At 71.5% G+C, this 17,566-nt stretch carries 22 protein-coding genes; 8 read left to right on the forward strand and 14 right to left on the reverse strand.

What is annotated here, in order from left to right; translation table 11 throughout:
• Positions 1-58: 58 nt before the first annotated feature.
• The 4 genes from ACMW4R_RS16925 to ACMW4R_RS16940 all read left to right on the forward strand — a co-directional run bounded on the left by ACMW4R_RS16925 (position 59) and on the right by ACMW4R_RS16940 (position 3,961).
• On the forward strand, positions 59-622 hold the full coding sequence (locus ACMW4R_RS16925) for a copper resistance CopC family protein (protein WP_058613196.1): 564 nt from the start codon (positions 59-61) through the stop codon (positions 620-622).
• Complete coding sequence (locus ACMW4R_RS16930; RefSeq protein ID WP_418300489.1) at positions 619-1,170, forward strand: copper chaperone PCu(A)C; 552 nt, start codon at positions 619-621, stop codon at positions 1,168-1,170. The genes ACMW4R_RS16925 and ACMW4R_RS16930 overlap by 4 nt, the downstream gene beginning before the upstream one ends.
• On the forward strand, positions 1,167-2,375 hold the full coding sequence (locus ACMW4R_RS16935; RefSeq protein WP_418300490.1) for a Dyp-type peroxidase: 1,209 nt from the start codon (positions 1,167-1,169) through the stop codon (positions 2,373-2,375). The genes ACMW4R_RS16930 and ACMW4R_RS16935 overlap by 4 nt, the downstream gene beginning before the upstream one ends.
• Before the next feature lie 140 nt (positions 2,376-2,515).
• Positions 2,516-3,961 carry a PepSY-associated TM helix domain-containing protein gene (locus tag ACMW4R_RS16940; RefSeq protein ID WP_418300491.1) on the forward strand — a complete coding sequence of 482 codons (1,446 nt, stop codon included), beginning with the start codon at positions 2,516-2,518 and terminating at the stop codon, positions 3,959-3,961.
• On the opposite strand, the gene ACMW4R_RS16945 is transcribed toward ACMW4R_RS16940, so the two are convergent.
• Together ACMW4R_RS16945 and ACMW4R_RS16950 are read right to left on the reverse strand one after the other, a co-directional pair.
• On the reverse strand, positions 3,912-4,325 hold the full coding sequence (locus ACMW4R_RS16945; protein ID WP_418300492.1) for a GNAT family N-acetyltransferase: 414 nt from the start codon (positions 4,323-4,325) through the stop codon (positions 3,912-3,914). The genes ACMW4R_RS16940 and ACMW4R_RS16945 overlap by 50 nt on opposite strands.
• A gap of 41 nt (positions 4,326-4,366) precedes the next feature.
• On the reverse strand, positions 4,367-4,798 hold the full coding sequence (locus ACMW4R_RS16950; RefSeq protein WP_058629404.1) for a hypothetical protein: 432 nt from the start codon (positions 4,796-4,798) through the stop codon (positions 4,367-4,369).
• Between the two features lie 100 nt (positions 4,799-4,898).
• Here ACMW4R_RS16950 and ACMW4R_RS16955 point away from each other — a divergent pair, with 100 nt between their 5' ends.
• Positions 4,899-5,381 (forward strand): 2'-5' RNA ligase family protein, encoded by a 483-nt coding sequence (locus ACMW4R_RS16955; protein ID WP_058627612.1) that lies wholly within the window; start codon positions 4,899-4,901, stop codon positions 5,379-5,381.
• A 129-nt stretch (positions 5,382-5,510) separates the two neighbouring features.
• On the opposite strand, the gene ACMW4R_RS16960 is transcribed toward ACMW4R_RS16955, so the two are convergent.
• Positions 5,511-5,744 (reverse strand): hypothetical protein, encoded by a 234-nt coding sequence (locus tag ACMW4R_RS16960; protein ID WP_058629405.1) that lies wholly within the window; start codon positions 5,742-5,744, stop codon positions 5,511-5,513.
• A 2-nt stretch (positions 5,745-5,746) separates the two neighbouring features.
• Positions 5,747-6,250, reverse strand: coding sequence for a hypothetical protein (locus tag ACMW4R_RS16965; protein ID WP_153001363.1), 504 nt, complete (start codon positions 6,248-6,250; stop codon positions 5,747-5,749).
• A 198-nt stretch (positions 6,251-6,448) separates the two neighbouring features.
• On the opposite strand from ACMW4R_RS16965, the gene ACMW4R_RS16970 reads away from it, so the two are divergent.
• The gene (locus tag ACMW4R_RS16970) at positions 6,449-7,441 is read left to right on the forward strand and encodes an aldo/keto reductase (RefSeq protein ID WP_418300493.1); all 993 of its coding nucleotides are present in this window, start codon (positions 6,449-6,451) and stop codon (positions 7,439-7,441) included.
• A gap of 65 nt (positions 7,442-7,506) precedes the next feature.
• Here the strand turns inward: ACMW4R_RS16970 and ACMW4R_RS16975 are convergent, their stop codons facing one another.
• The 3 genes from ACMW4R_RS16975 to ACMW4R_RS16985 all read right to left on the reverse strand — a co-directional run bounded on the left by ACMW4R_RS16975 (position 7,507) and on the right by ACMW4R_RS16985 (position 9,854).
• Positions 7,507-7,959: an SRPBCC family protein gene (locus tag ACMW4R_RS16975; protein ID WP_058613215.1), complete on the reverse strand. Its 453-nt coding sequence runs from the start codon at positions 7,957-7,959 to the stop codon at positions 7,507-7,509.
• A gap of 312 nt (positions 7,960-8,271) precedes the next feature.
• Complete coding sequence (locus ACMW4R_RS16980; protein ID WP_418300494.1) at positions 8,272-9,462, reverse strand: NAD(P)/FAD-dependent oxidoreductase; 1,191 nt, start codon at positions 9,460-9,462, stop codon at positions 8,272-8,274.
• 65 nt (positions 9,463-9,527) lie between these two features.
• Positions 9,528-9,854: a hypothetical protein gene (locus tag ACMW4R_RS16985; RefSeq protein WP_058597066.1), complete on the reverse strand. Its 327-nt coding sequence runs from the start codon at positions 9,852-9,854 to the stop codon at positions 9,528-9,530.
• 250 nt (positions 9,855-10,104) lie between these two features.
• On the opposite strand from ACMW4R_RS16985, the gene ACMW4R_RS16990 reads away from it, so the two are divergent.
• Positions 10,105-10,467, forward strand: coding sequence for a sugar ABC transporter ATPase (locus tag ACMW4R_RS16990; protein WP_418300495.1), 363 nt, complete (start codon positions 10,105-10,107; stop codon positions 10,465-10,467).
• A gap of 108 nt (positions 10,468-10,575) precedes the next feature.
• Here ACMW4R_RS16990 and ACMW4R_RS16995 read toward each other — a convergent pair whose 3' ends face one another.
• Positions 10,576-11,031 carry an Hsp20/alpha crystallin family protein gene (locus ACMW4R_RS16995; RefSeq protein WP_058615312.1) on the reverse strand — a complete coding sequence of 152 codons (456 nt, stop codon included), beginning with the start codon at positions 11,029-11,031 and terminating at the stop codon, positions 10,576-10,578.
• A gap of 488 nt (positions 11,032-11,519) precedes the next feature.
• On the opposite strand from ACMW4R_RS16995, the gene ACMW4R_RS17000 reads away from it, so the two are divergent.
• Complete coding sequence (locus ACMW4R_RS17000) at positions 11,520-12,347, forward strand: UbiA family prenyltransferase (protein ID WP_418300496.1); 828 nt, start codon at positions 11,520-11,522, stop codon at positions 12,345-12,347.
• Between the two features lie 200 nt (positions 12,348-12,547).
• Here ACMW4R_RS17000 and ACMW4R_RS17005 read toward each other — a convergent pair whose 3' ends face one another.
• Genes ACMW4R_RS17005 through ACMW4R_RS17030 form a run of 6 tightly spaced genes read right to left on the reverse strand, consistent with a single transcriptional unit; the run spans position 12,548 to position 17,547 of the window.
• Complete coding sequence (locus tag ACMW4R_RS17005) at positions 12,548-13,303, reverse strand: SDR family NAD(P)-dependent oxidoreductase (RefSeq protein ID WP_418300497.1); 756 nt, start codon at positions 13,301-13,303, stop codon at positions 12,548-12,550.
• Positions 13,300-14,151, reverse strand: coding sequence for a fumarylacetoacetate hydrolase family protein (locus tag ACMW4R_RS17010; RefSeq protein WP_418300498.1), 852 nt, complete (start codon positions 14,149-14,151; stop codon positions 13,300-13,302). Before ACMW4R_RS17010 ends, ACMW4R_RS17005 begins: the two co-directional genes overlap by 4 nt.
• Before the next feature lie 30 nt (positions 14,152-14,181).
• Entirely contained in the window at positions 14,182-15,123 is a 942-nt protein-coding gene (locus tag ACMW4R_RS17015; protein ID WP_058613416.1) for a sugar kinase, read from the reverse strand.
• Complete coding sequence (locus tag ACMW4R_RS17020) at positions 15,120-15,773, reverse strand: bifunctional 4-hydroxy-2-oxoglutarate aldolase/2-dehydro-3-deoxy-phosphogluconate aldolase (RefSeq protein ID WP_418300499.1); 654 nt, start codon at positions 15,771-15,773, stop codon at positions 15,120-15,122. Before ACMW4R_RS17020 ends, ACMW4R_RS17015 begins: the two co-directional genes overlap by 4 nt.
• A complete protein-coding gene (locus tag ACMW4R_RS17025) occupies positions 15,770-16,528 on the reverse strand; it encodes an SDR family oxidoreductase (RefSeq protein WP_418300500.1) in 759 nt (252 codons plus the stop codon). The genes ACMW4R_RS17020 and ACMW4R_RS17025 overlap by 4 nt, the downstream gene beginning before the upstream one ends.
• Complete coding sequence (locus ACMW4R_RS17030; protein WP_418300501.1) at positions 16,525-17,547, reverse strand: zinc-dependent alcohol dehydrogenase; 1,023 nt, start codon at positions 17,545-17,547, stop codon at positions 16,525-16,527. The genes ACMW4R_RS17025 and ACMW4R_RS17030 overlap by 4 nt, the downstream gene beginning before the upstream one ends.
• Between the last annotated feature and the right edge of the window lie 19 nt (positions 17,548-17,566).

A 17,566-nucleotide genomic window follows, 5' to 3' on the forward strand; every position in this document is an offset into this window, starting at 1 on the left:
CTGTGCGCTGAATCCGCGCCGTCGCGGCGCGCTCGGCATTGCCGAGAGAGAGAACCCCATGATCCGCCTCCGCGCTGTCGCGGTCGGATGCGCCGTGGCCGTCGTCGTCGTTCTGACGTCGGTCGTCCCGGCATCCGCCCACGATCAGCTGTTATCCAGTTCACCCGCTTCGGGTGAGCGTCTTCCGTCCGCTCCCGAAGAGATCACCCTGACCTTCTCGGCCGATGTCCTCGATGTGGGCGCCGACATCATCGTCGCCGACGCTGAGGGCACCGACTGGGCGGTCGGCGACCCCGCCATCGCGTCCGCGACCGTCGCGGTCGGCCTCACCGAGGGCATGCCCGCTGCGGGCTACGAGGTGCGCTGGCGCGTCGTCTCGAGCGACGGTCACCCCATCTCGGGCGTGATCCCGTTCACCGTCGGCGACGCAGCCCCTCTCGAGCGGGCACCCGCCTCGGCGAGCGCGCCCGCCGTCGCGGCCCCCGTGGCCGACGATCCGGGCATCCCCCGCATCGTCGTCGTCGCCGCCCTCGGCGCGGGCATCGCCCTCGCCGCCCTCCTCCTCGTTTCTCTCCTCCGCCGCGCCGCGCGCGGCCGACAGCCCGGAAAGGCCTCGTCATGAACACTCGCTCCCTGCGCTTCGGCGCCCTCGCCCTCGTCGCCTGCCTCACCCTCGCCGGTTGCGCCGGCACGACCGCGCCCGCTCCCGCCGCCGAATCGGCGTCGTTCTCCAGCACGGACGTCTGGGTCAAGGCCGCCGACGGCGGGATGAGCGCCGGCTTCGGAGAACTCACGAACACCGGCGACGCCGACCTCACCGTCGTCTCGGCGACGAGCCCCGCCACCTCGTCGATGCAGTTGCACGAGACCGTCGCGAACGAGGACGGCCAGATGGTCATGCGCGAGGTCGAGGGCGGGTTCGTGATCCCGGCCCACGGCTCGCTCACGCTCGCCCCGGGCGGAAACCACCTGATGTTCATGGACGTCACCTCTCCGCTGCGTGCCGGCGACGACACGACGATCACGCTGACGTTCTCGGACGCGTCGACCGTCGACATCACCGCCCCGATCAAGGAGTTCGCCGGAGCGAACGAGAGCTACGACGGCGGCGACATGGGTGACATGGACATGGGTGACATGGACATGGGCGAAATGGACATGGGCCAGTGAGGGCGCGTCTCGACACGCGCCGCGGCCCGACTCGGCGCACGTTCATCATCGGTGGGGCCGTCGCGGGGGTCGGCGCGGTGGCCGCGATCGGCGTCGACGCCGCGGCGTCGGCCCAGGCTGGCCCTGCCTCGACACCGCTGAACGGTGACGTGACCGTGCCGTTCTACGGCACCCACCAGGCGGGGATCGACACCGACGCCCAGGCGCACGCGTCGCTCATCGCGCTCGACCTGCGGCCCGACGTCGATCGCGACGGCATCCGTCGTCTTCTTCGGACGTTGACCGATGACGCCGCGCGCCTGACGCGCGGAGAAGCGGCCCTGGCCGACACCGAGCCCGAGCTCGCGACCGCCCCGGCCCGCTTGACGGTGACCTTCGGCTTCGGGCCCGGGCTCGTCGCGCGGGCCGGTGCTCTCGCCCCGTCGTGGTTGCGACCGCTGCCGGCGTTCTCGATCGACCGGCTCCGGCCCGACTACGGCGACGGCGACCTGCTGCTGCAGATCGCCGCTGATGATCCGGTGACCGTGGCTCACGCCGCACGAATGCTCCTGAAGGACGCACGCGCGTTCGCCGCCCCGCGGTGGGTGCAGCAGGGTTTCCGACGGGCACACGGCACCGAGCGGCCCGGGACGACCATGCGCAACCTCTTCGGACAGGTCGACGGTACGGCCAATCCCGTGCCCGGCACGACAGCGTTCGACGAGGTCGTGTGGGCGCGCGAGGGATGGATGGCCGGTGGAACAGGCATGGTGGTGCGCCGCATCGCGATGAACCTCGACACCTGGGACCGCCTCGACCGCCCCGGCCGTGATCAGGCCGTCGGACGCTTCCAAGCGACGGGCGCACCCCTGACCGGGACCGACGAGTTCGACGAGCCGGACTTCGACGCGAAGGATGCCATCGGCTTCCCCGTGATCCCGGAGTTCTCGCACCTGCGACGGTCGCGGTCGGACGATCCGGCGGAGCGCATCTTCCGCCGCGGGTACAACTACGACCAGACTCCGCCCGCGGGCGAGGTCAGCGACGCGGGGCTGGTGTTCGTGTCGTTCCAAGCCGATGTCGATCGACAGTTCGTCCCGATCCAGCAGCGCCTCGACCAGCTCGATCTGCTCAACCAGTGGACGACGCCCATCGGCTCGGCGGTCTTCGCCGTGCCGCCCGGGTGCGCCGAGGGCGGCTTCATCGGAGAGGGGATCCTGTCATGACGACAACGCGACCGGACGGGGCTTCCCCGCTGCCGGAGACCCCGTCGGGTACCGCCCCTTCGAGTGTCCAAGACACCCGGAGCCCCGGGGCCGGGAGTCCGGGTGTTCTGGACACTCGACCCGGTCGCGGTGCCGAAGGCGTGGCATCCGGTGCCGGCCGCAGAGGGTGGTTCACCGCGCTCCTGCGGCGGGTGCACTTCTTCGCGGGGATCCTCGTGGGACCGTTCATCCTCGTCGCGGCGGTGAGCGGCGGACTTTACGCCCTCACCCCGGTCGTCGAGAGGGTCGTCTACTCGCACGAGCTGACGGCGACCTCGAGCCTGCCCGGGATGCCGTTGGCCGACCAGATCGAGGCCGCCGAGGCCTACGTCGGTTCCGGTGCCACACCCGTCGCCGTGCGGCCCGCGCCCGAACCCGGCGCGACCACACGCGTGATGTTCGCCGACGACACGCTGCCCGAGAGCACCACGCGAGCGATCTTCGTCGACCCCGCCACGACCGAGATCCGCGGCGATCTCCCCGTCTACGGCACGAGCGGAGCACTGCCGGTCCGGCACTGGATCAGCGATCTGCACCGTTCGCTCCACCTCGGCGCCCTGGGCCGGTGGTACAGCGAGCTCGCGGCATCCTGGCTCGGAATCGTCGCGCTCGCGGGACTCGGACTCTGGATCGGGCGCTTCGTGCGCAGCCGCCGCGGGCGCCGCGATCTGCTCCGCCCCAACCGGTCGCACCGCGGTTACCGTCGCCTGTCGGGCTGGCACTCGGCGGTCGGGATCTGGGTCGTCCTGGGGGCGCTCTTCCTCTCGGCCACCGGGATCACGTGGTCGACGTTCGCGGGCGCGAACGTGACGGACCTGCGCGCGGCGATCGGCGGGGGGACGCCCTCGCTCGACACCTCGCTCGAGGGTGCCGCCGCCCACGGGGGAGACCATGCCGAGCATCTGGGCGGTTCGCCCTCCGCGCCCGCGGGGGCGGCGAATCCGCCGACCTTCGACGCGGTGCTCGCGATCGCGAAGCGCATCAACGTCGACAGCGGCGACGTCGAGATCCGCCCGCCGGCCGCTCCCGGCACCGCCTGGGTCGTGCAGGAGATCCATCGCAGCTTCCCGACGGAGGTGGATGCCGTGGCGATCGACGGCGCGACGATGGAGGTCGTCGACCGCGTGGACTTCGCGACCTTCCCGCTCCTCGCGAAGCTTTCGCGCTGGGGCATCGACCTGCACATGGGCTCGATGTTCGGTCTGCCGAATCAGATCGCTCTGTTCGCTCTGGCGGTCGGGATCGCCGCTCTCGTGGTGCTCGGCTACGCGATGTGGTGGAAGCGGCGCCCGACGCGGGGACTCGCGGCCGCCCCCGCCCGGGGAGCCCTTCGTGGTGCTCCGTGGTGGGGCGTCGCGATCGTGCTCGCCGTGGCGGTGCTCATCGGATCGGTCCTGCCGATGGTCGGTTACCCGCTCGCGGCGTTCGTCGTGCTCGACGTGCTGCTCGGGTGGTGGGGGCGACGCGCGGCGGTCCGACGGGTGACGGGCGCTGGGCTCAGCTCAGGACCTGGTGCATCGTCACGGAGCCGGTCGTCGGCTCGGTGAAGCCGAGGCTGCGGTAGAGCGCCTGGCCCGGCGGGTCGGCGAGGAGTGTCACATAAGCACCCTCGGGGGCCTTCTCACGGATCTCCGCGAGAAGGCCCTCGAGGATGCGGCGTCCGAGTCCGCGCCGCTGGTAGGCGGGGAGCGTCGCCATGTCGGCGACGAGGAAGTACCACCCGCCGTCACCGACGACCCGGCCCATCGCGACCGACCGGCCGTCGGCATCCACGATCCGTCGCCACGCCCAGCTGTTCGCCAGGGCCGGTGCGCCCTGCTCGGGGCGCTTCGGAGTCAGCCCGGAGGCGCGGCGCAGCTCGAGATAGTCGTCGAGCGTCGGGGCGAGGGGTTCGAGGCGGAGGTCGTCCATCGGACCAGCCTGGCACGCGTCGGATGCGGGGCTGGCGCGGCTCAGGCGTCGTCGGGGTCGGGGAGGTTCTGGGCGATGCGGCTCGAGGCGGCGGAGTCGCGACCCACGCCGGGCTGATACTTGGCGATCGGGTCGTCGCCGTCGACGTGCGGCTCCGGCGCCGTGTCGTCCACGGGCTCTCCCGCTGACGTGTCCTCGTGGTGGCGCGAGGTCGAGTCGCTGCCGCCCCGGGCATCATCGGTGCCGCGCTCCATGCCGCCGTCGGCCGCGCGCGTTCCGACCCCGGGCAGGTCGTTCTGGCTCGACACGTTCTGCACGCGCGCATCGTCGTCGGTGTCGATCTCGGTCGCGGCGACAGCGCCGCTGTCGGCTCCCGCGCCGCCCGCGGGGACGTCGGCGGCGAGACCGTCGGAGTCGGCGACGGTGTCGCCGTGATCGGCGCCGGGGAGATTCTCGGGGGTGGGAGTGTGCATGGACGTTCCTTCCGTGGGGCGTGTGGCCACGTTAGGCGCGGGGTCCGACATCGGCGGCGGGGTTGACGCCGCCGTCACGGCGGCATGGCAGGATCTTCGGATGACGGCCACTTCCCCTTCCCAGCGGTACTGCGTCGTCGCCCTGTTGGCTCCTCTGGAGGTGGGCGACCGTGTCGCGCGAAGCGCATGGCCGGCGCACGTGACGCTCGCCTCGAACTTCCTCGCGGAGGCATCGACCGCTGAGCTCGTCGAGATCCTCCGCGAAGTGCCGTTAGCGGATGAGCCCTTGACGTTCCGGGTCGGTGACGTGGCCATGTTCGGTTCGCAGCACGACATCGCCGTGCGGCTGGTGGAGTCGCCGCGCGCGAACCATCTGCACGGGCTCCTGACAGACCGTCTCGAGCATCTCGCGGGCTTCGCCGCGGACGAGCCCGCCTACTGGCGGGGTGGCTTCCGACCTCATCTCACGTTGGGACCCGCCGTCCGTGCGGTCGACGGGGAGATCATGCGGTCGACACGTGTCGGGATCGCGCGGATCCAGGGTGCCGAGGCAGAACTCGTGGGAGCTGTCTCCCTCGGGTGACGAGGCGAGGAGCCTCCTGCAGCGTGGTTCGCACGGGTGGCGGGCCGCCGACGTCGCCGACCACCCTCCCGTCCCGGGAGATCTCCCAGCCGCTGATACACCGGGCGGGGGGCGCTCCGAGGCGGCGGCTCAGTCGGTGTCGACCGCGCGGCGACCCCGCACGATCGTGAGCAGCGCCGCCGCGACGAGCACCGCCCACGACAGCACCAGGGCGATGGATGCCAGGGCGTGGCGTGGCGCTTCCGGCGAGGGCGCGGGGTCGAAGACCGCGTAGCCGAATGCGCTGAGCAGCAGCCCGAGCGACCCGACGAGGTACAGGGTTCCGAGCAGTCGACCGAGACGGGCGACGGGGGCGTGCGCCATGGTCAGATCAGTCCCTTCAGAATCGCCGCGACGAGGCCGGCGAGTGCCGTCAGCAGAGCGCCGAACAGGCGCACGTACCACCTCGCCCCGCGTTCGGCGAGCGCCAGCCACCCCAGCACTGCCAGGATCACGAGTCCCGACACCGAGGCACTCGCGAACGACGCCGTCTCGGGCAGCACGCCGACGACACCCAGGGCGAGCAGCGCGATCGGCACGATCGGACCGATCAGGATGCCGCTCGAGTGGGTCAGCGCCAGCGAGATCGACGCGCGCACCCCTGAGAAGGTATTGCCGCGGACGCCGTGCGTGGCGATGGTCACGGCCACCACGTGGGCCGTCCAGATCGCGGTGGAGGCGAGAATGCCGGAGAAGAAGACATCGGTCAGCGAAACCCCCGGCTGCGTACCGGCCAGCACGCCTGAGACGAGGATGGTGCCGTAGATGGCTTCAGGCGTCGCGATGACGTAGCGCAGCGGTGTGGCGCGCGCGGAGGGAGGAGTGCTCACGCTCACATTCTGAGGGACGCTGTTTCCCCCTGTCGCCGCGACGGGCGGGATCGTCGCGGTCATCCTCGAACCGGCCGACCGAGGTGCGCGGGAGGCGTCGAGGTACCCGCGGCGGCAGACCCGTCGGGCCCCGGCATCCGACCGCCCCGATGTCGGAAGCGCTGGCTAGGCTCGAGAACAGCGTCGAAAGGACACCCCATGCAGCAGCGCCCCCTCTCCCGTACCGGCCGCGAGGTCTCGGCGATCGGTCTCGGAACCTGGCAACTCGGTGCCGACTGGGGAGATGTCAGTGAAGACGACGCGCGGGCCGTGCTGGCAGCCTCCGCCGAGGCCGGCGTCACGCTCTTCGACACGGCCGACGTCTACGGTGACGGCCGGTCCGAGCAGATCATCGGGGATTTCCTGAAGAGCGCGGATGCCACGGGCATCACCGTCGCCACCAAGATGGGCCGCCGCGAAGACCAGGTGCCCGAGAACTACGTGATGGAGAACTTCCGCGGCTGGCTCGACCGTTCGCGGCGCCTGCTCGACACCGAGACCCTCGACCTCGTGCAGCTGCACTGCCCGCCGTCCGCGGTGATCGACGACGATGCCACGTGGGATGCCCTCGACCAGCTCGTGTCCGAAGGGGTGATCGCTGCGTACGGCGCCTCGGTCGAGACGATGGACCAGGCATTGTCGGCCCTGACACGGCCGAACCTCACCAACCTGCAGATCATCTTCAACCCGTTCCGTCTCAAGCCCCTCGACGAGGTGCTGCCGCTCGCGGCCGAGAAGAACGTCGCCGTGTTCGCGCGCGTGCCGCTCGCGAGCGGGTTGCTCTCGGGCAAGTATTCGCGGTCCACGACGTTCGCCGAGAACGACCACCGCTCGTACAACCGCAACGGCGAGGCATTCGACAAGGGCGAGACGTTCTCGGGCGTCCCGTTCGACGAGGGCGTTGCCGCGGCCGACGAGCTCAAGGCATCCCTCCCCGAGGGGGTGACGCTGCCCGCGGCGACGCTCGCGTGGATCGCGTCGCGCGAAGGCGTCACTTCGGTGATCCCCGGCGCACGCTCGGTGTCTCAGGCCACGGCGAACGCCCAGGCCGCTGAGCTGCTCGAGGGCGGCTTCGACCTCGACGCGTTCGACGCTCTCGTCCGCGACGTGTACGACCGCCGACTGCAGGCCGAGATCCACCCGCAGTGGTGACCCGCGCATGAGGAAAGCCGGGTCCGCTCATGGAGCGGACCCGGCTTCGTCGTGGGGAGGAGACGTCAGCTGACGTCGCCGCGCCAGGCGCCGGACTCGGCGCCGCGCGACTCGATGTACTCCTTGAAGTTCGCGAGGTCCTTCTTGACCGAGTGATCGTCGGCGCCGAAGACCGCGCCGAGCTTCTCGAGGACGCCGGTGGGTGCCCAGTCGATCTGGACCGTGACCCGCGTCTCGTCGTCCGACAGGCGGTGGAAAGTCACGACGCCGGCGTGGTTCTCGTCACCGCCGATGCTGTTCCACGCGACCCGCTCGTCGGGGTGCTGCTCGGTGATCTCGGCGTCGAACTCGCGCTCGGCCCCGGCGATCTTCACCTTCCAGTGCGTGAGGGTGTCGCTCTTCTGCGTGATGGACTCCACGAAGCTCATGAAGTGCGGGAACTCCTCGAACTGCGTCCACTGGTTGTACGCGACGCGGACGGGAACGTTGACGTCGATGGTTTCGATGACCTGTGCCATGGTGTCCTCTTTCGTGTGGTTTCCGGGGCTGTTCCAGTCTTCGGCCGTCGTGGCCGACGTGCCCCCGGGGTTGAGGGATCGGCACGGATGACCTATACGCGCGGGTGCCGTGGCGACGGCGTTGGGCGCGGCGGCGATGGCGTGGGGATGCGGCCATAAACGCGATTCGCGCGCAGAAACGCGAGGAGAGCGCGTTTATGGTCGCGGATCGTGTTTATGCGCGGGCGGGCGCCACCGGGCGCCGGGTCGGCGCTGCGCGGTCGCGCGTGCGAACGCCCCGGGCGCCGGGTCGCACCCCCGGGAGCCCCCGTGTCAGGCACGCCCCCGCAGGATCAGGTGCCAGTACACCCAGGGCAGGACGCGGCGGTCGGCGATCCATGAGAGATACCGCTCCCGGTACAGCGAGCGCCAGAACGGGATCGTCGGCTGCAGCCGGCCCCACCGGTCGAACTCCGCGAAGACGACCGTGCCGCGCGACACCGTGAACGGCACCACGCTGTACCCGTTGTACTTCTGCGTGGGCGCGCGTCCCCCCAGAACGGCGCGCAGGTTCTTCACGAGCGCCTTGGCCTGCTGACGGATCGCGCCGCCCGAGCGCCGGGTGGCGACCGCCGCCGCGTCGCCGACGGCCCAGATCTCCGGGTGCCGCACGTGCTGAAGCGTCTCGGGATCGACGTCGACGAACCCGTGCGGATCATCGGATGCCGCGAGCCCACTGCCCGCGATCCACTCGGGCGCCCGCTGGGGAGGCACGGCGTGCAGCACGTCGTACTCCAGCGTCTCCTCCGCGCCGCCGCGACCGATCGTGAGCGTGCGGGTCTCGACATCCACGGATCGAAGGTCGCGACTGTAACGCACCTCGATTCCGTACTCGTCGAGTTTGCGCTGCAGCTCGCGATCGACGGCCGGGATGCCGAAGGGCACCGGGTCGGGGCAGACGAAGACGACGCGGATGTCGTCGCGCACGCCGATCGCGCGCCACCAGTCGCACGCGAGGTACATCGGCTTCTGCGCGGCCGCGCCGCACGAGGCGGGTTCGGGCGGTTGCGTGAACACGACGGTTCCCGACCGGAGATCGCGCAAGGCCGCGGAGGCCTTCGCCGCGAGCGCGTAGTCGTAGTTCGAGACGCCGGAGTCCGCGGCCATCGCCTCGGGCAGTCCGGGGACCTGCTCCCACGCCATGCGCATTCCGGCGCAGACGACGAGCTGGTCGTAATCGACGCGCCCGCCCGAGACGAGATGGACGCGCCGGGTCTCGGCATCCACCGTGAACACCTCGTCGCGCAGCCACCGCACCCCCGGAGGGATGACGTCCGCCTGTGGCCGCGCGGCTTCCGAGGCGCGGGCAGCCCCGCCGGCGATGTGCGACTGGAGGGGGGCGAAGACGTGGAGCGTCCGCGGTTCGATGACCGTGATGTCGGCCAGACCGGCGCGGTGCAGGCGCCCGGCGACCGACAGTCCGGCGTTGCCGCCGCCGACCACGACAATGCGGGGATTCGTCATGCCCTCACGCAACGTCATGTCGTGGACCCGCGCCAGCGCCTTGACAGCCGCGGTGGGTGACGCGCCTACGCGAAGGTCGCGGCGGGGAGGCTGTCGTCCGCGGGTTCCGGCACGACGTACAGGCCGGTGGGGGAGTTCGCCGTCGACATGAGCGCTTCGAGCCACGCGCGGTTCACCGCCGGTGGACGCCCGCCGTTGAACTTGAACACGAGGTTCGCCCGGGGATGAAGCCACACCGCGGTCCGTCCGCCGCCCGTGCTGATGTCGTCCTTCCACACGAAGTAGAACGGCTCGCCCCGCCGCAGCTTGTTGCCGATCACGACCTGGAGGTGCGCCAGGAGGCGATCCTCGAACTCGTTGCGAACGCCGCCCTCGTAGATGAACTTGCCCACGTCTCCCTCTCCGCGGACGATCCCGCTGCTGTGTCCGTGCCATCGAAGTCGCTCGCGAGAGCCACGCGGCCCGGCGCGCGCCGAAGGACGGCGGCTTTGCGTACGAGTCCCCGCACTTTGCTGCCGGGGCGTGACGCGTCCTGCGTAGTTTTCCCAGTAGTCGGGTTCGGCCGCGGAAGGGCTGTCAAGGGGCGCCCCGCGGCGCGAGACCCGCGATGGGATGAAGGGGTTGCCAACGAAAGGACCTCTCATGAGCGACGCCTCGATCGACCCGTCCACCCCCGACGTTCCCGTCACCGACCCCGACGGCGGGCTCTCCGGGGCTCAGCCGCTGCGCGACGGTGACACCTCCATCGAGCCCGACCCCGCGCTCGACCCCGCGCAGGCCGAGTGGGATGCCACGACGGCCGTCAATGCCGGTGTCGACCCCGACGACATCAACCCCGCGACGGCGACGGGTGCCGATCCGGCCGAGATCCCCGCGGACGACAGCGACATCCCGCTCGAAGACATCCACCCGGAGTCGACCGGGACCGACTCGCAGGGCGAAGACCCCGGCATCGTTGAGCTCGGCGAGGAGGGTCAGGGCGACCTCGCCCCCGAGGACCTCTGAGCCCCACTCGCGTGGGATTCGACCGTGCGCACAGAACCGTGCGCACAGAACGGTGCGCACGCCGAGAGGGCCGGCCCCCGAAGGACCGGCCCTCTCTGCGTGTGAATCTCACTGCTCGATGAGCTGCGGGGTGCTCTCGTGCGCTTCGATGACGCCGTCGTGGTCGTCGGTCGAGACGGCGATGCGGCGCGGCTTCGCCTTCTCGCTCACCGGGATCGTCACGCTCAGCACGCCGTTACGGTACGAGGCGCTGATGTTGTCGGTGTCGATGCCCTGGCCCAGGTTGAGCTGCCGCACGAACGAGGCCGTCTCGCGTTCGCGCGTGATCCACTTCACGCCCTCGCCCGAGGAGAGCGTGCGTTCGGCGCGGATCGTCAGCAGCTGACCGTCGACGTCGATGTCGACCGATCCCGGGTCGACGCCCGGGAGGTCGGCGGCGAGGACGTAGTGGTCGCCATCGCGGTAGAGGTCCATCGGCATCCGTCGCGGTCCGCCGCCGCGGCGAGCGTCGAGAAGGGTCGACGCGAGGCGGTCGAGGTCGCGGAAGGGGTCGTAAGTGGCCATGTCGATACTCCTTTTCGATCTGTCCGTTGAAGTTGAGTCGAGTTCGCTCAACTGACCTCAGATTAGCACTCGCGTGGCGAGAGTGCCAAGGGTTCGCACGCGTGGTCGTCACGCTTTTCGGGATGAAACCCGGATGCCACGGCATCCGAGTCCCTTCCCTTTTCCGTCTGCTCCCCACGGCGTACCGTCGCGCGGAGTTGAGGGGAGACACGCCTGTGCGTCGGCCTCAGGGATCGGCGTGTCGGACGTGAACTCCGCTCGACGGTACGGCGGCTCGGGAGGTTGTGCGGCAGATGAAGCGGCAGAACTCGTACCGTCGCGCGGAGTCCGTCGGCGACGCGCCGGGGATCAGGGCCCCGGCACCGGCGCGCCGCGCCCCGACTCCGCATGACGGCACGCCGCGCCGGGCGGAAACTCCGCACGACGGCACGCCGCGCCCGGACTCCCGAGCCGCCCCGTCCGCCCTCCCCGCGCGATAGCGTCGTCGGGTGACGGATGCCGCGGCGAAGCCGCACCTCGTGCGGGCCCTCTGGGGCGCGACCCATCCCGGTCCCACGCTCGTGGTCACCGTCCTCTCCCTCGCGCTCGGGATCGCCGCGGGCGTCGAGCCCGCGCGCCTCGCGCTGCTCGTGGTGGCCGTGTTCGCGGGTCAGGTCTCGGTGGGCCTCTCCAACGATGCGATCGACGGGGCGCGTGACGCCGCCGTCGGCCGCACCGACAAGCCCATCGCCGGGGGAGCGGTCACCCCGGAGCGCGCGCTCGCGGTGGCCGTGGCATCCGCGATCCTCGCCGTGGGGCTCTCGGTGCCGCTGGGCCCGGGTCTCGTCGCGGCGCACGCGATCGCGCTCGCGTCGGCGTGGGGCTACAACGCCGGGCTGAAGTCGACGCCGTTCTCGATCGCGCCCTTCGTGCTGAGCTTCGGGCTCTTCCCCTCGTTCGCGACGCTGTCGGCTGTCCCGCCGGCGCTCGCGGCGCCCTGGGCGTCCGTCGCCGGGGCGGCGCTCGGAGCGGCCGTCCACCTCACCAACGTCGTCCGTGACCTCGACGACGACCGCCGAACCGGCGTAAGGGGACTCCCGCACCGGCTCGGGGCGCGCGCCTCGGTGGTACTGGCCGCGTGCGGGATCCTCGCCGGCGCAATCGCGGTGTTCCTGGGGACGGATGCCACGGCCCTCGGCCTGGTCTTCTTCGTCGCCGTCGCGACGGTCGCGGTCGCCGCGGTGGTCGTGGTGTTCGTGAGGTCGCCGGGGCGGGCGGTGTTCCAGCTGACGATGCTGGCGGCGTTGCTGCTCGCCGCGCAGCTCGTCGTGGCGTGACGGCGCTCGGGCCGTTCGGCGACGGCCCGGTGGCTTCCACAGGCTCAGCCACCTGCGTTGCGGCGGTGGGGGCGGGCTCCGGTGGCTTCGACGGGCTCAGCCACCTGTGTCGCGGTGATGGATCACCCACCTGTGTTTCGGCGGGCGGGGCGAGGCGCCGGCGGACTCAGCCGCCTCGGCGCCCCGCCCCGGACCGTGATTTACTGCGGGCGCACCCGCAGGTGCGTCACGCCGCCGTCGACCTCGAGGGCCGTCCCCGTGGTCGACCCCGACAGCGGACTCGCGAGGTAGAGGATCGCGCCCGCCACCTCGTCGGGCGTGACCATGCGGCCCGTCGCCTGCCGAGCGTCGAGCGCGGCACGCTCGGCGACCGGGTCGGGGAAGTTCTGCAGCATTCGCTCGACGAAGGGCGTCGACACCGTGCCGGGGCTCACGCAGTTCACCCGCACGCCCTCGCGCACATGGTCGGTCGCCATCGCGTAGGTGAGCGAGAGGATCGCGCCCTTCGAAGCGTTGTAGACGGCGCGCTGGGGGAGGCCGTTGAGCGCCCCGATCGAGCACACGTTGACGATCGACGCACGCTCCGAGCGCTTGAGGTAGGGCAGCGCGGCGGCGCACGCGCGGGCGGTGCCGCGCACGTTGATGTTCAGCACGCGGTCCCAGTCGGCCTCGGTGGCCTCCTCGACGGTTCCTACGCAGCTCACGCCCGCGCTGTTCACCAGCACGTCGACGCCGCCGAACCGGTCCGCGACGGCGGCCAGGGCGGCATCCACGGAGTCCCGGTCGGTCACGTCCGCACCGAATCCGGTCAGACCCTCGTCGAGATGGTCGGTGACCAGGTCGAGCACGGCCACCCGCGCCCCCCGCGCGGCGAACGCCTGCGCGGTCGCCAGACCGATGCCCGAAGCCCCGCCGGTCACCACGACGGAAAGACCGTCGAACTCGCCGGCGCTCATGCCTGCACCATCGTCTGACGCGCGCGGCCGAGACCGTCGATCTCGAGCTCCACCACGTCGCCGGCCCGGAGGTAGGGAGTGTCGGGGAGACCCAGGGCGACGCCCGCGGGGGTTCCCGTGTTCACCAGGTCGCCCGGGCGCAGCACCATGAACTGCGACAGGTACCAGACGACGTACGCGACGGTGAAGATCTGCGCGGAAGTCGAGCCGTTCTGCCGCTCGACGCCGTTCACCGAGAGACGCAGACCGAGAGCCTGCGGATCGCCGACGTCGGATGCCGGCACGAGGTCGGGGCCGAGCGGGTTGAAGGTCTCGCAGCTCTTGCCCTTGTCCCACTGGCCGCCGCGCTCGAGCTGGAACTCGCGCTCGGAGACGTCGTGTGAGACGACGTATCCCGCCACGTGGGCGAGCGCCTCGTCGGGGGAGGCGAGGTAGCGCGCGGTCGTGCCGATCACGACCCCGAGCTCGACCTCCCAGTCGGTCTTCGTGGACCCGCGGGGGATGAGCACGTCGTCGAAGGGACCGACGATCGTCGAGGGATCCTTCATGAACACGACGGGCTCCGCGGGGACGGCGGCTCCCGTCTCGGCCGCGTGATCGTGGTAGTTCAGGCCGACGCAGACGATCTTGCCGGGGAGCGCGATGGGCGCTCCCACGCGGAGGGATGCGGCATCCGGAAGGATCGGCAGCTCGCCGTTCTCGGCGGCGGCGCGAGCGCGGGCGAGGCCGTCGTCGGCGAGGAAGGCGCCCGTGATGTCGGCCGTGAGCGGACGCAGGTCGTAGACCGAGCCGTCGTGGCGCAGGACGGGGATCTCGGCGCCGGGATCGCCGAGTCGAGCGAAGGACATGGATTCTCCTTGGGGTGGGTGGTTCAGGGGTCAGCGGGTGACGGGATCGGCGGATGCCGCGCCCTCGAGCTCGGATCGACGGATGCCGCCCTGCCAGTCGCCGGGGTGCAGGCAGGCGTAGGCGCCGGCCAGGGCAGCGGTGCGCAGGCGCCCCGCGGGGTCACTCCCGGCGAATCGCTCGGACAGGTACCCGGCGGCGAACGCGTCTCCCGCGCCGACCGTGTCGACCGGGGTGATGGGGACCGCGGCGATGCGGTGCAGCTCGCCGTCGATGACCGCGACCGCTCCGTCGCCGCCCAGGGTGACGACCGCGTCGGCGGGGCCCGCCGCGGCCAGCGCCCGGGCGAGCTCTTCGGGCGCGGTGTGGGGGTGCAGCATCCGCGCCTCGTCGTCGCTGGCGAAGACGATGTCGGCGAGCCCGATGACGTGCGCGTACGCTTCGACGGCCTCGGCAGGGTCCCAGAGCCTGCTGCGGTGGTTGACCGCGAACGACACGAGCGCGCCTGTGCCGCGAGCGCGGTCGACCGCGGCGATCACCGTCTCGCGCGCCGAGTCCGACAGAGCGAGGGTGACGCCGGTCACGTGGAGGATGTCACCGGTCTCGAGGGGAAGGTCCTCGAGGTCGGCGGGCTCGAGTCGACTGCCGGCGCTGCCTCGGCGGTAGTAGTCGACGGTCGTGGCGCCCGCGCGCGGTGTCGACTTGAGCATGAGGCCGGTCGGGGCGCCGGCGTCGAGGAGGGCGCGCACCTCGACGCCCTCGGAGCGGAGGTCGCCCACCACGCGACGACCCAGAGCGTCGTCGCCGACGCGACCGAGCCACGTGACGGGGACGCCGAGGCGGGCCAGTCCGATCGCGGTGTTTCCTTCGGCCCCTCCCGTCGCGATGTGCGCCTGGGACGTGTGCTCCCAGCCGCCCACACCGGCACCGAGGACGAGCCCCATGCTCTCGCCGAGCGTGACGACGCGGCTCATCGGGCGGACCGTGCCGCGTCGCGGATGCGCGCGCACTCGGCGGCCGCGGCGGCGATCGTCTCGAAGTCGCCGCGGGCGATCGCGTCGCGGGGCACCATCCAACTGCCGCTCGCCGCGAGCACCCACGAACGGCGGAGGTAGTCGCCGAGGCTGCCCGGATCGACGCCTCCGCTGGGGATGAACCGCACGTCGGGGAACGGTCCGTGCAGCGCGTCGAGGTAGCTCCCTCCGCCGAGGTGTCCGGCCGGGAAGACCTTCACGTCGGAGAAGCCGTCGGACAGCGCCCGCTGGACCTCGGTCGGGGTCGCGACGCCCGGAACGACCGTCACGCCGCCCGCGCGGAGCCGGTCGGCGACGGCGGGGTCGTATCCGGGCGTGACGGCGAACGTCGCGCCCGCGTCGATCGCGGCATCCGCCTGCTCGATGGTCAGCACCGTCCCCGCGCCGGCGAGGAACCCGTCGATGCCGGCGGTCGCCGAGATCGCCGCGAGACCGGCGGGCGTGCGCAGGGTGAACTCCGCGCAGCCGACGCCCCCGTCGCGCAGGGCGAGGGCCAGGTCGCGCGCACGATCGGCGTCGTCGAGCACCACGACGGGGACGATACCCACGGAGCTGAGGCGTTCGGTGAGCGAGGACGACGAGTCGCTCATCGCCCGAGCCACCCCCCGTCGACCGGCAGGGTGATGCCCGACACGTAGTCGGACGCCCGTGAGGCGAGGAACACCGTCGCCCCGGCGAGATCGGATGCCTCGCCCCACCGGCCCGCCGGGATGCGGTCGAGGATGGCGGTCGAGCGCACGCTGTCGGCGCGCAGGGCTTCGGTGTTGTCGGTCGCGATGTAGCCGGGCGCGATCGCGTTGACGTTGACGCCCTTCGACGCCCACTCGTTCGCGAGGGCCTTGGTGAGCCCCGCGATGCCCGACTTGGCCGCCGTGTAACCGGGGACGTTGATGCCACCCTGGAAGCTCAGCAGCGAGGCGGTGAAGATGATCTTGCCCCGCCCGCGTTCGAGCATCTGGCCGGCGACGGTCTGAGTGAGACGGAACTGGCTGCTGAGGTTGATCTGCAGCACGCGATCCCACGCGTCCAGCGGGTGCTCCGCCGCCGGGGCGCGCTCGATGGTGCCGGCGTTGTTGACGAGGATGTCGATGTGGCGTCCGGAGAGGTCCGCCCCCAGCGCGTCGACCGCCGACGGATCGCTGAAGTCGCACGCGATGCCGGTGAACGAGCGACCGGTGGCCGTCACCGCGCGTTCGATCTCGCTGCCCGACGTCGACTGCGAGGCGCTGACCCCGATGATGTCGGCGCCCGCCTCGGCGAGACCGAGCGCCATGGCGAAGCCGATCCCTCGGCGCGCGCCCGTGACGACGGCCGTGGTGCCCTCGAGCGAGAAGAGCCCGTTCATGCCTGGCCTCCCACGTCGACGAGGATCTTCATCGCGCGGCCGGCCTCGAGGTCGGCGAAGGCCTCGGCGGTGGCGCTGAGGGGCACGATGCGCGTGATGAGCAGATCGGTGGGGATGACGCCGCCCGCGACGAGCTCGACGGCGGTCTCGAAGTCGGGGCGCTGGTACACCCGAGCGCCGAGGAGGCGCAGTTCGCGCCAGAACATCCGCTGCAGGTCGACCTCGCGCGGGGTGGGGTGGATCGCCACGACGACGATGGTGCCGCGCACCTTCGCCAGCCCCGTGGCCCCGCGCACGGCGGCGGCGGCCCCCGAGACCTCGAAGACGACGTCGGCTCCGGCCCCGTCGGTCCATTCCTCGACCACGGCGACCTGGTCGCGTTCGCGGGGGTCCAGCGTCGCGAAGCCGAGCTCCTCGATCTGCGCGCGGCGCTTCTCGTCGAGCTCGATCACGAGCACCTCGGCCCCGGTGTGACGGGCGACGCACGCGATGAGGACGCCGATGGGACCGCCGCCGATGACGACGGCCTTGTCGCCCGGGGCAAGCTCGGAGCGGCGCACGTCATGGACGGCGACGGCGACCGGCTCGACGAGAGCGGCATGGTCGAGGGCGATCCCCTCGGGAAGACGCACGAGCGTCTCGGCCGGGACGTTCCACAGGCCCTGGAGCGAGCCGGGGGAGTCGATCCCGATGAAGTCGAGGTTCTGGCAGATGTGCTCGTTGCCGGCGCGGCATGCGGGGCAGGTGCCGTCCCAGGCCAGCGGCATCACCGTGACACCGTCTCCGGCGCTCCAGCCGTCCACGCCCTCGCCGACCGCGGCGATCGTGCCGCTCATCTCGTGGCCGAAGACGAGCGGGGTGGCGACTCGCGCGTCCATCGAGCCGTGGAGGATGTGCAGGTCGGTCCCGCAGAGGCCCGTGTAGGCCACCCGCACCTGGATCTGGCCGGGAGCGGGAGGCGTGGCATCCGCCTCCCGGATGTCGATCGTGTGATCGCCCACGTAGGCCGCTGTCAGCATTGACTCTCCTAAAGATCAG

Origin of the sequence: Microbacterium sp. S1037, assembly GCF_048381605.1 — a bacterium.
GTDB lineage: Bacteria > Actinomycetota > Actinomycetes > Actinomycetales > Microbacteriaceae > Microbacterium > Microbacterium testaceum_B.

Bases quoted from the DNA above. Each gene is read 5' to 3' on its own strand.
- ACMW4R_RS16995 (WP_058615312.1), bottom strand. From the start codon at position 11,031: ATGGCCACTTACGACCCCTTCCGCGACCTCGACCGCCTCGCGTCGACC.
- ACMW4R_RS16970 (WP_418300493.1), top strand. From the start codon at position 6,449: ATGCAGCAGCGCCCCCTCTCCCGTACCGGCCGCGAGGTCTCGGCGATC.
- ACMW4R_RS16980 (WP_418300494.1), bottom strand. From the start codon at position 9,462: ATGACGAATCCCCGCATTGTCGTGGTCGGCGGCGGCAACGCCGGACTG.
- ACMW4R_RS17015 (WP_058613416.1), bottom strand. From the start codon at position 15,123: ATGAGCCGCGTCGTCACGCTCGGCGAGAGCATGGGGCTCGTCCTCGGT.
- ACMW4R_RS17025 (WP_418300500.1), bottom strand. From the start codon at position 16,528: ATGAACGGGCTCTTCTCGCTCGAGGGCACCACGGCCGTCGTCACGGGC.
- ACMW4R_RS17010 (WP_418300498.1), bottom strand. From the start codon at position 14,151: ATGTCCTTCGCTCGACTCGGCGATCCCGGCGCCGAGATCCCCGTCCTG.
- ACMW4R_RS16925 (WP_058613196.1), top strand. From the start codon at position 59: ATGATCCGCCTCCGCGCTGTCGCGGTCGGATGCGCCGTGGCCGTCGTC.
- ACMW4R_RS16975 (WP_058613215.1), bottom strand. From the start codon at position 7,959: ATGGCACAGGTCATCGAAACCATCGACGTCAACGTTCCCGTCCGCGTC.
- ACMW4R_RS16950 (WP_058629404.1), bottom strand. From the start codon at position 4,798: ATGCACACTCCCACCCCCGAGAATCTCCCCGGCGCCGATCACGGCGAC.
- ACMW4R_RS16955 (WP_058627612.1), top strand. From the start codon at position 4,899: ATGACGGCCACTTCCCCTTCCCAGCGGTACTGCGTCGTCGCCCTGTTG.
- ACMW4R_RS16990 (WP_418300495.1), top strand. From the start codon at position 10,105: ATGAGCGACGCCTCGATCGACCCGTCCACCCCCGACGTTCCCGTCACC.
- ACMW4R_RS16930 (WP_418300489.1), top strand. From the start codon at position 619: ATGAACACTCGCTCCCTGCGCTTCGGCGCCCTCGCCCTCGTCGCCTGC.
- ACMW4R_RS17030 (WP_418300501.1), bottom strand. From the start codon at position 17,547: ATGCTGACAGCGGCCTACGTGGGCGATCACACGATCGACATCCGGGAG.
- ACMW4R_RS16945 (WP_418300492.1), bottom strand. From the start codon at position 4,325: ATGGACGACCTCCGCCTCGAACCCCTCGCCCCGACGCTCGACGACTAT.
- ACMW4R_RS17020 (WP_418300499.1), bottom strand. From the start codon at position 15,773: ATGAGCGACTCGTCGTCCTCGCTCACCGAACGCCTCAGCTCCGTGGGT.
- ACMW4R_RS16960 (WP_058629405.1), bottom strand. From the start codon at position 5,744: ATGGCGCACGCCCCCGTCGCCCGTCTCGGTCGACTGCTCGGAACCCTG.
- ACMW4R_RS17005 (WP_418300497.1), bottom strand. From the start codon at position 13,303: ATGAGCGCCGGCGAGTTCGACGGTCTTTCCGTCGTGGTGACCGGCGGG.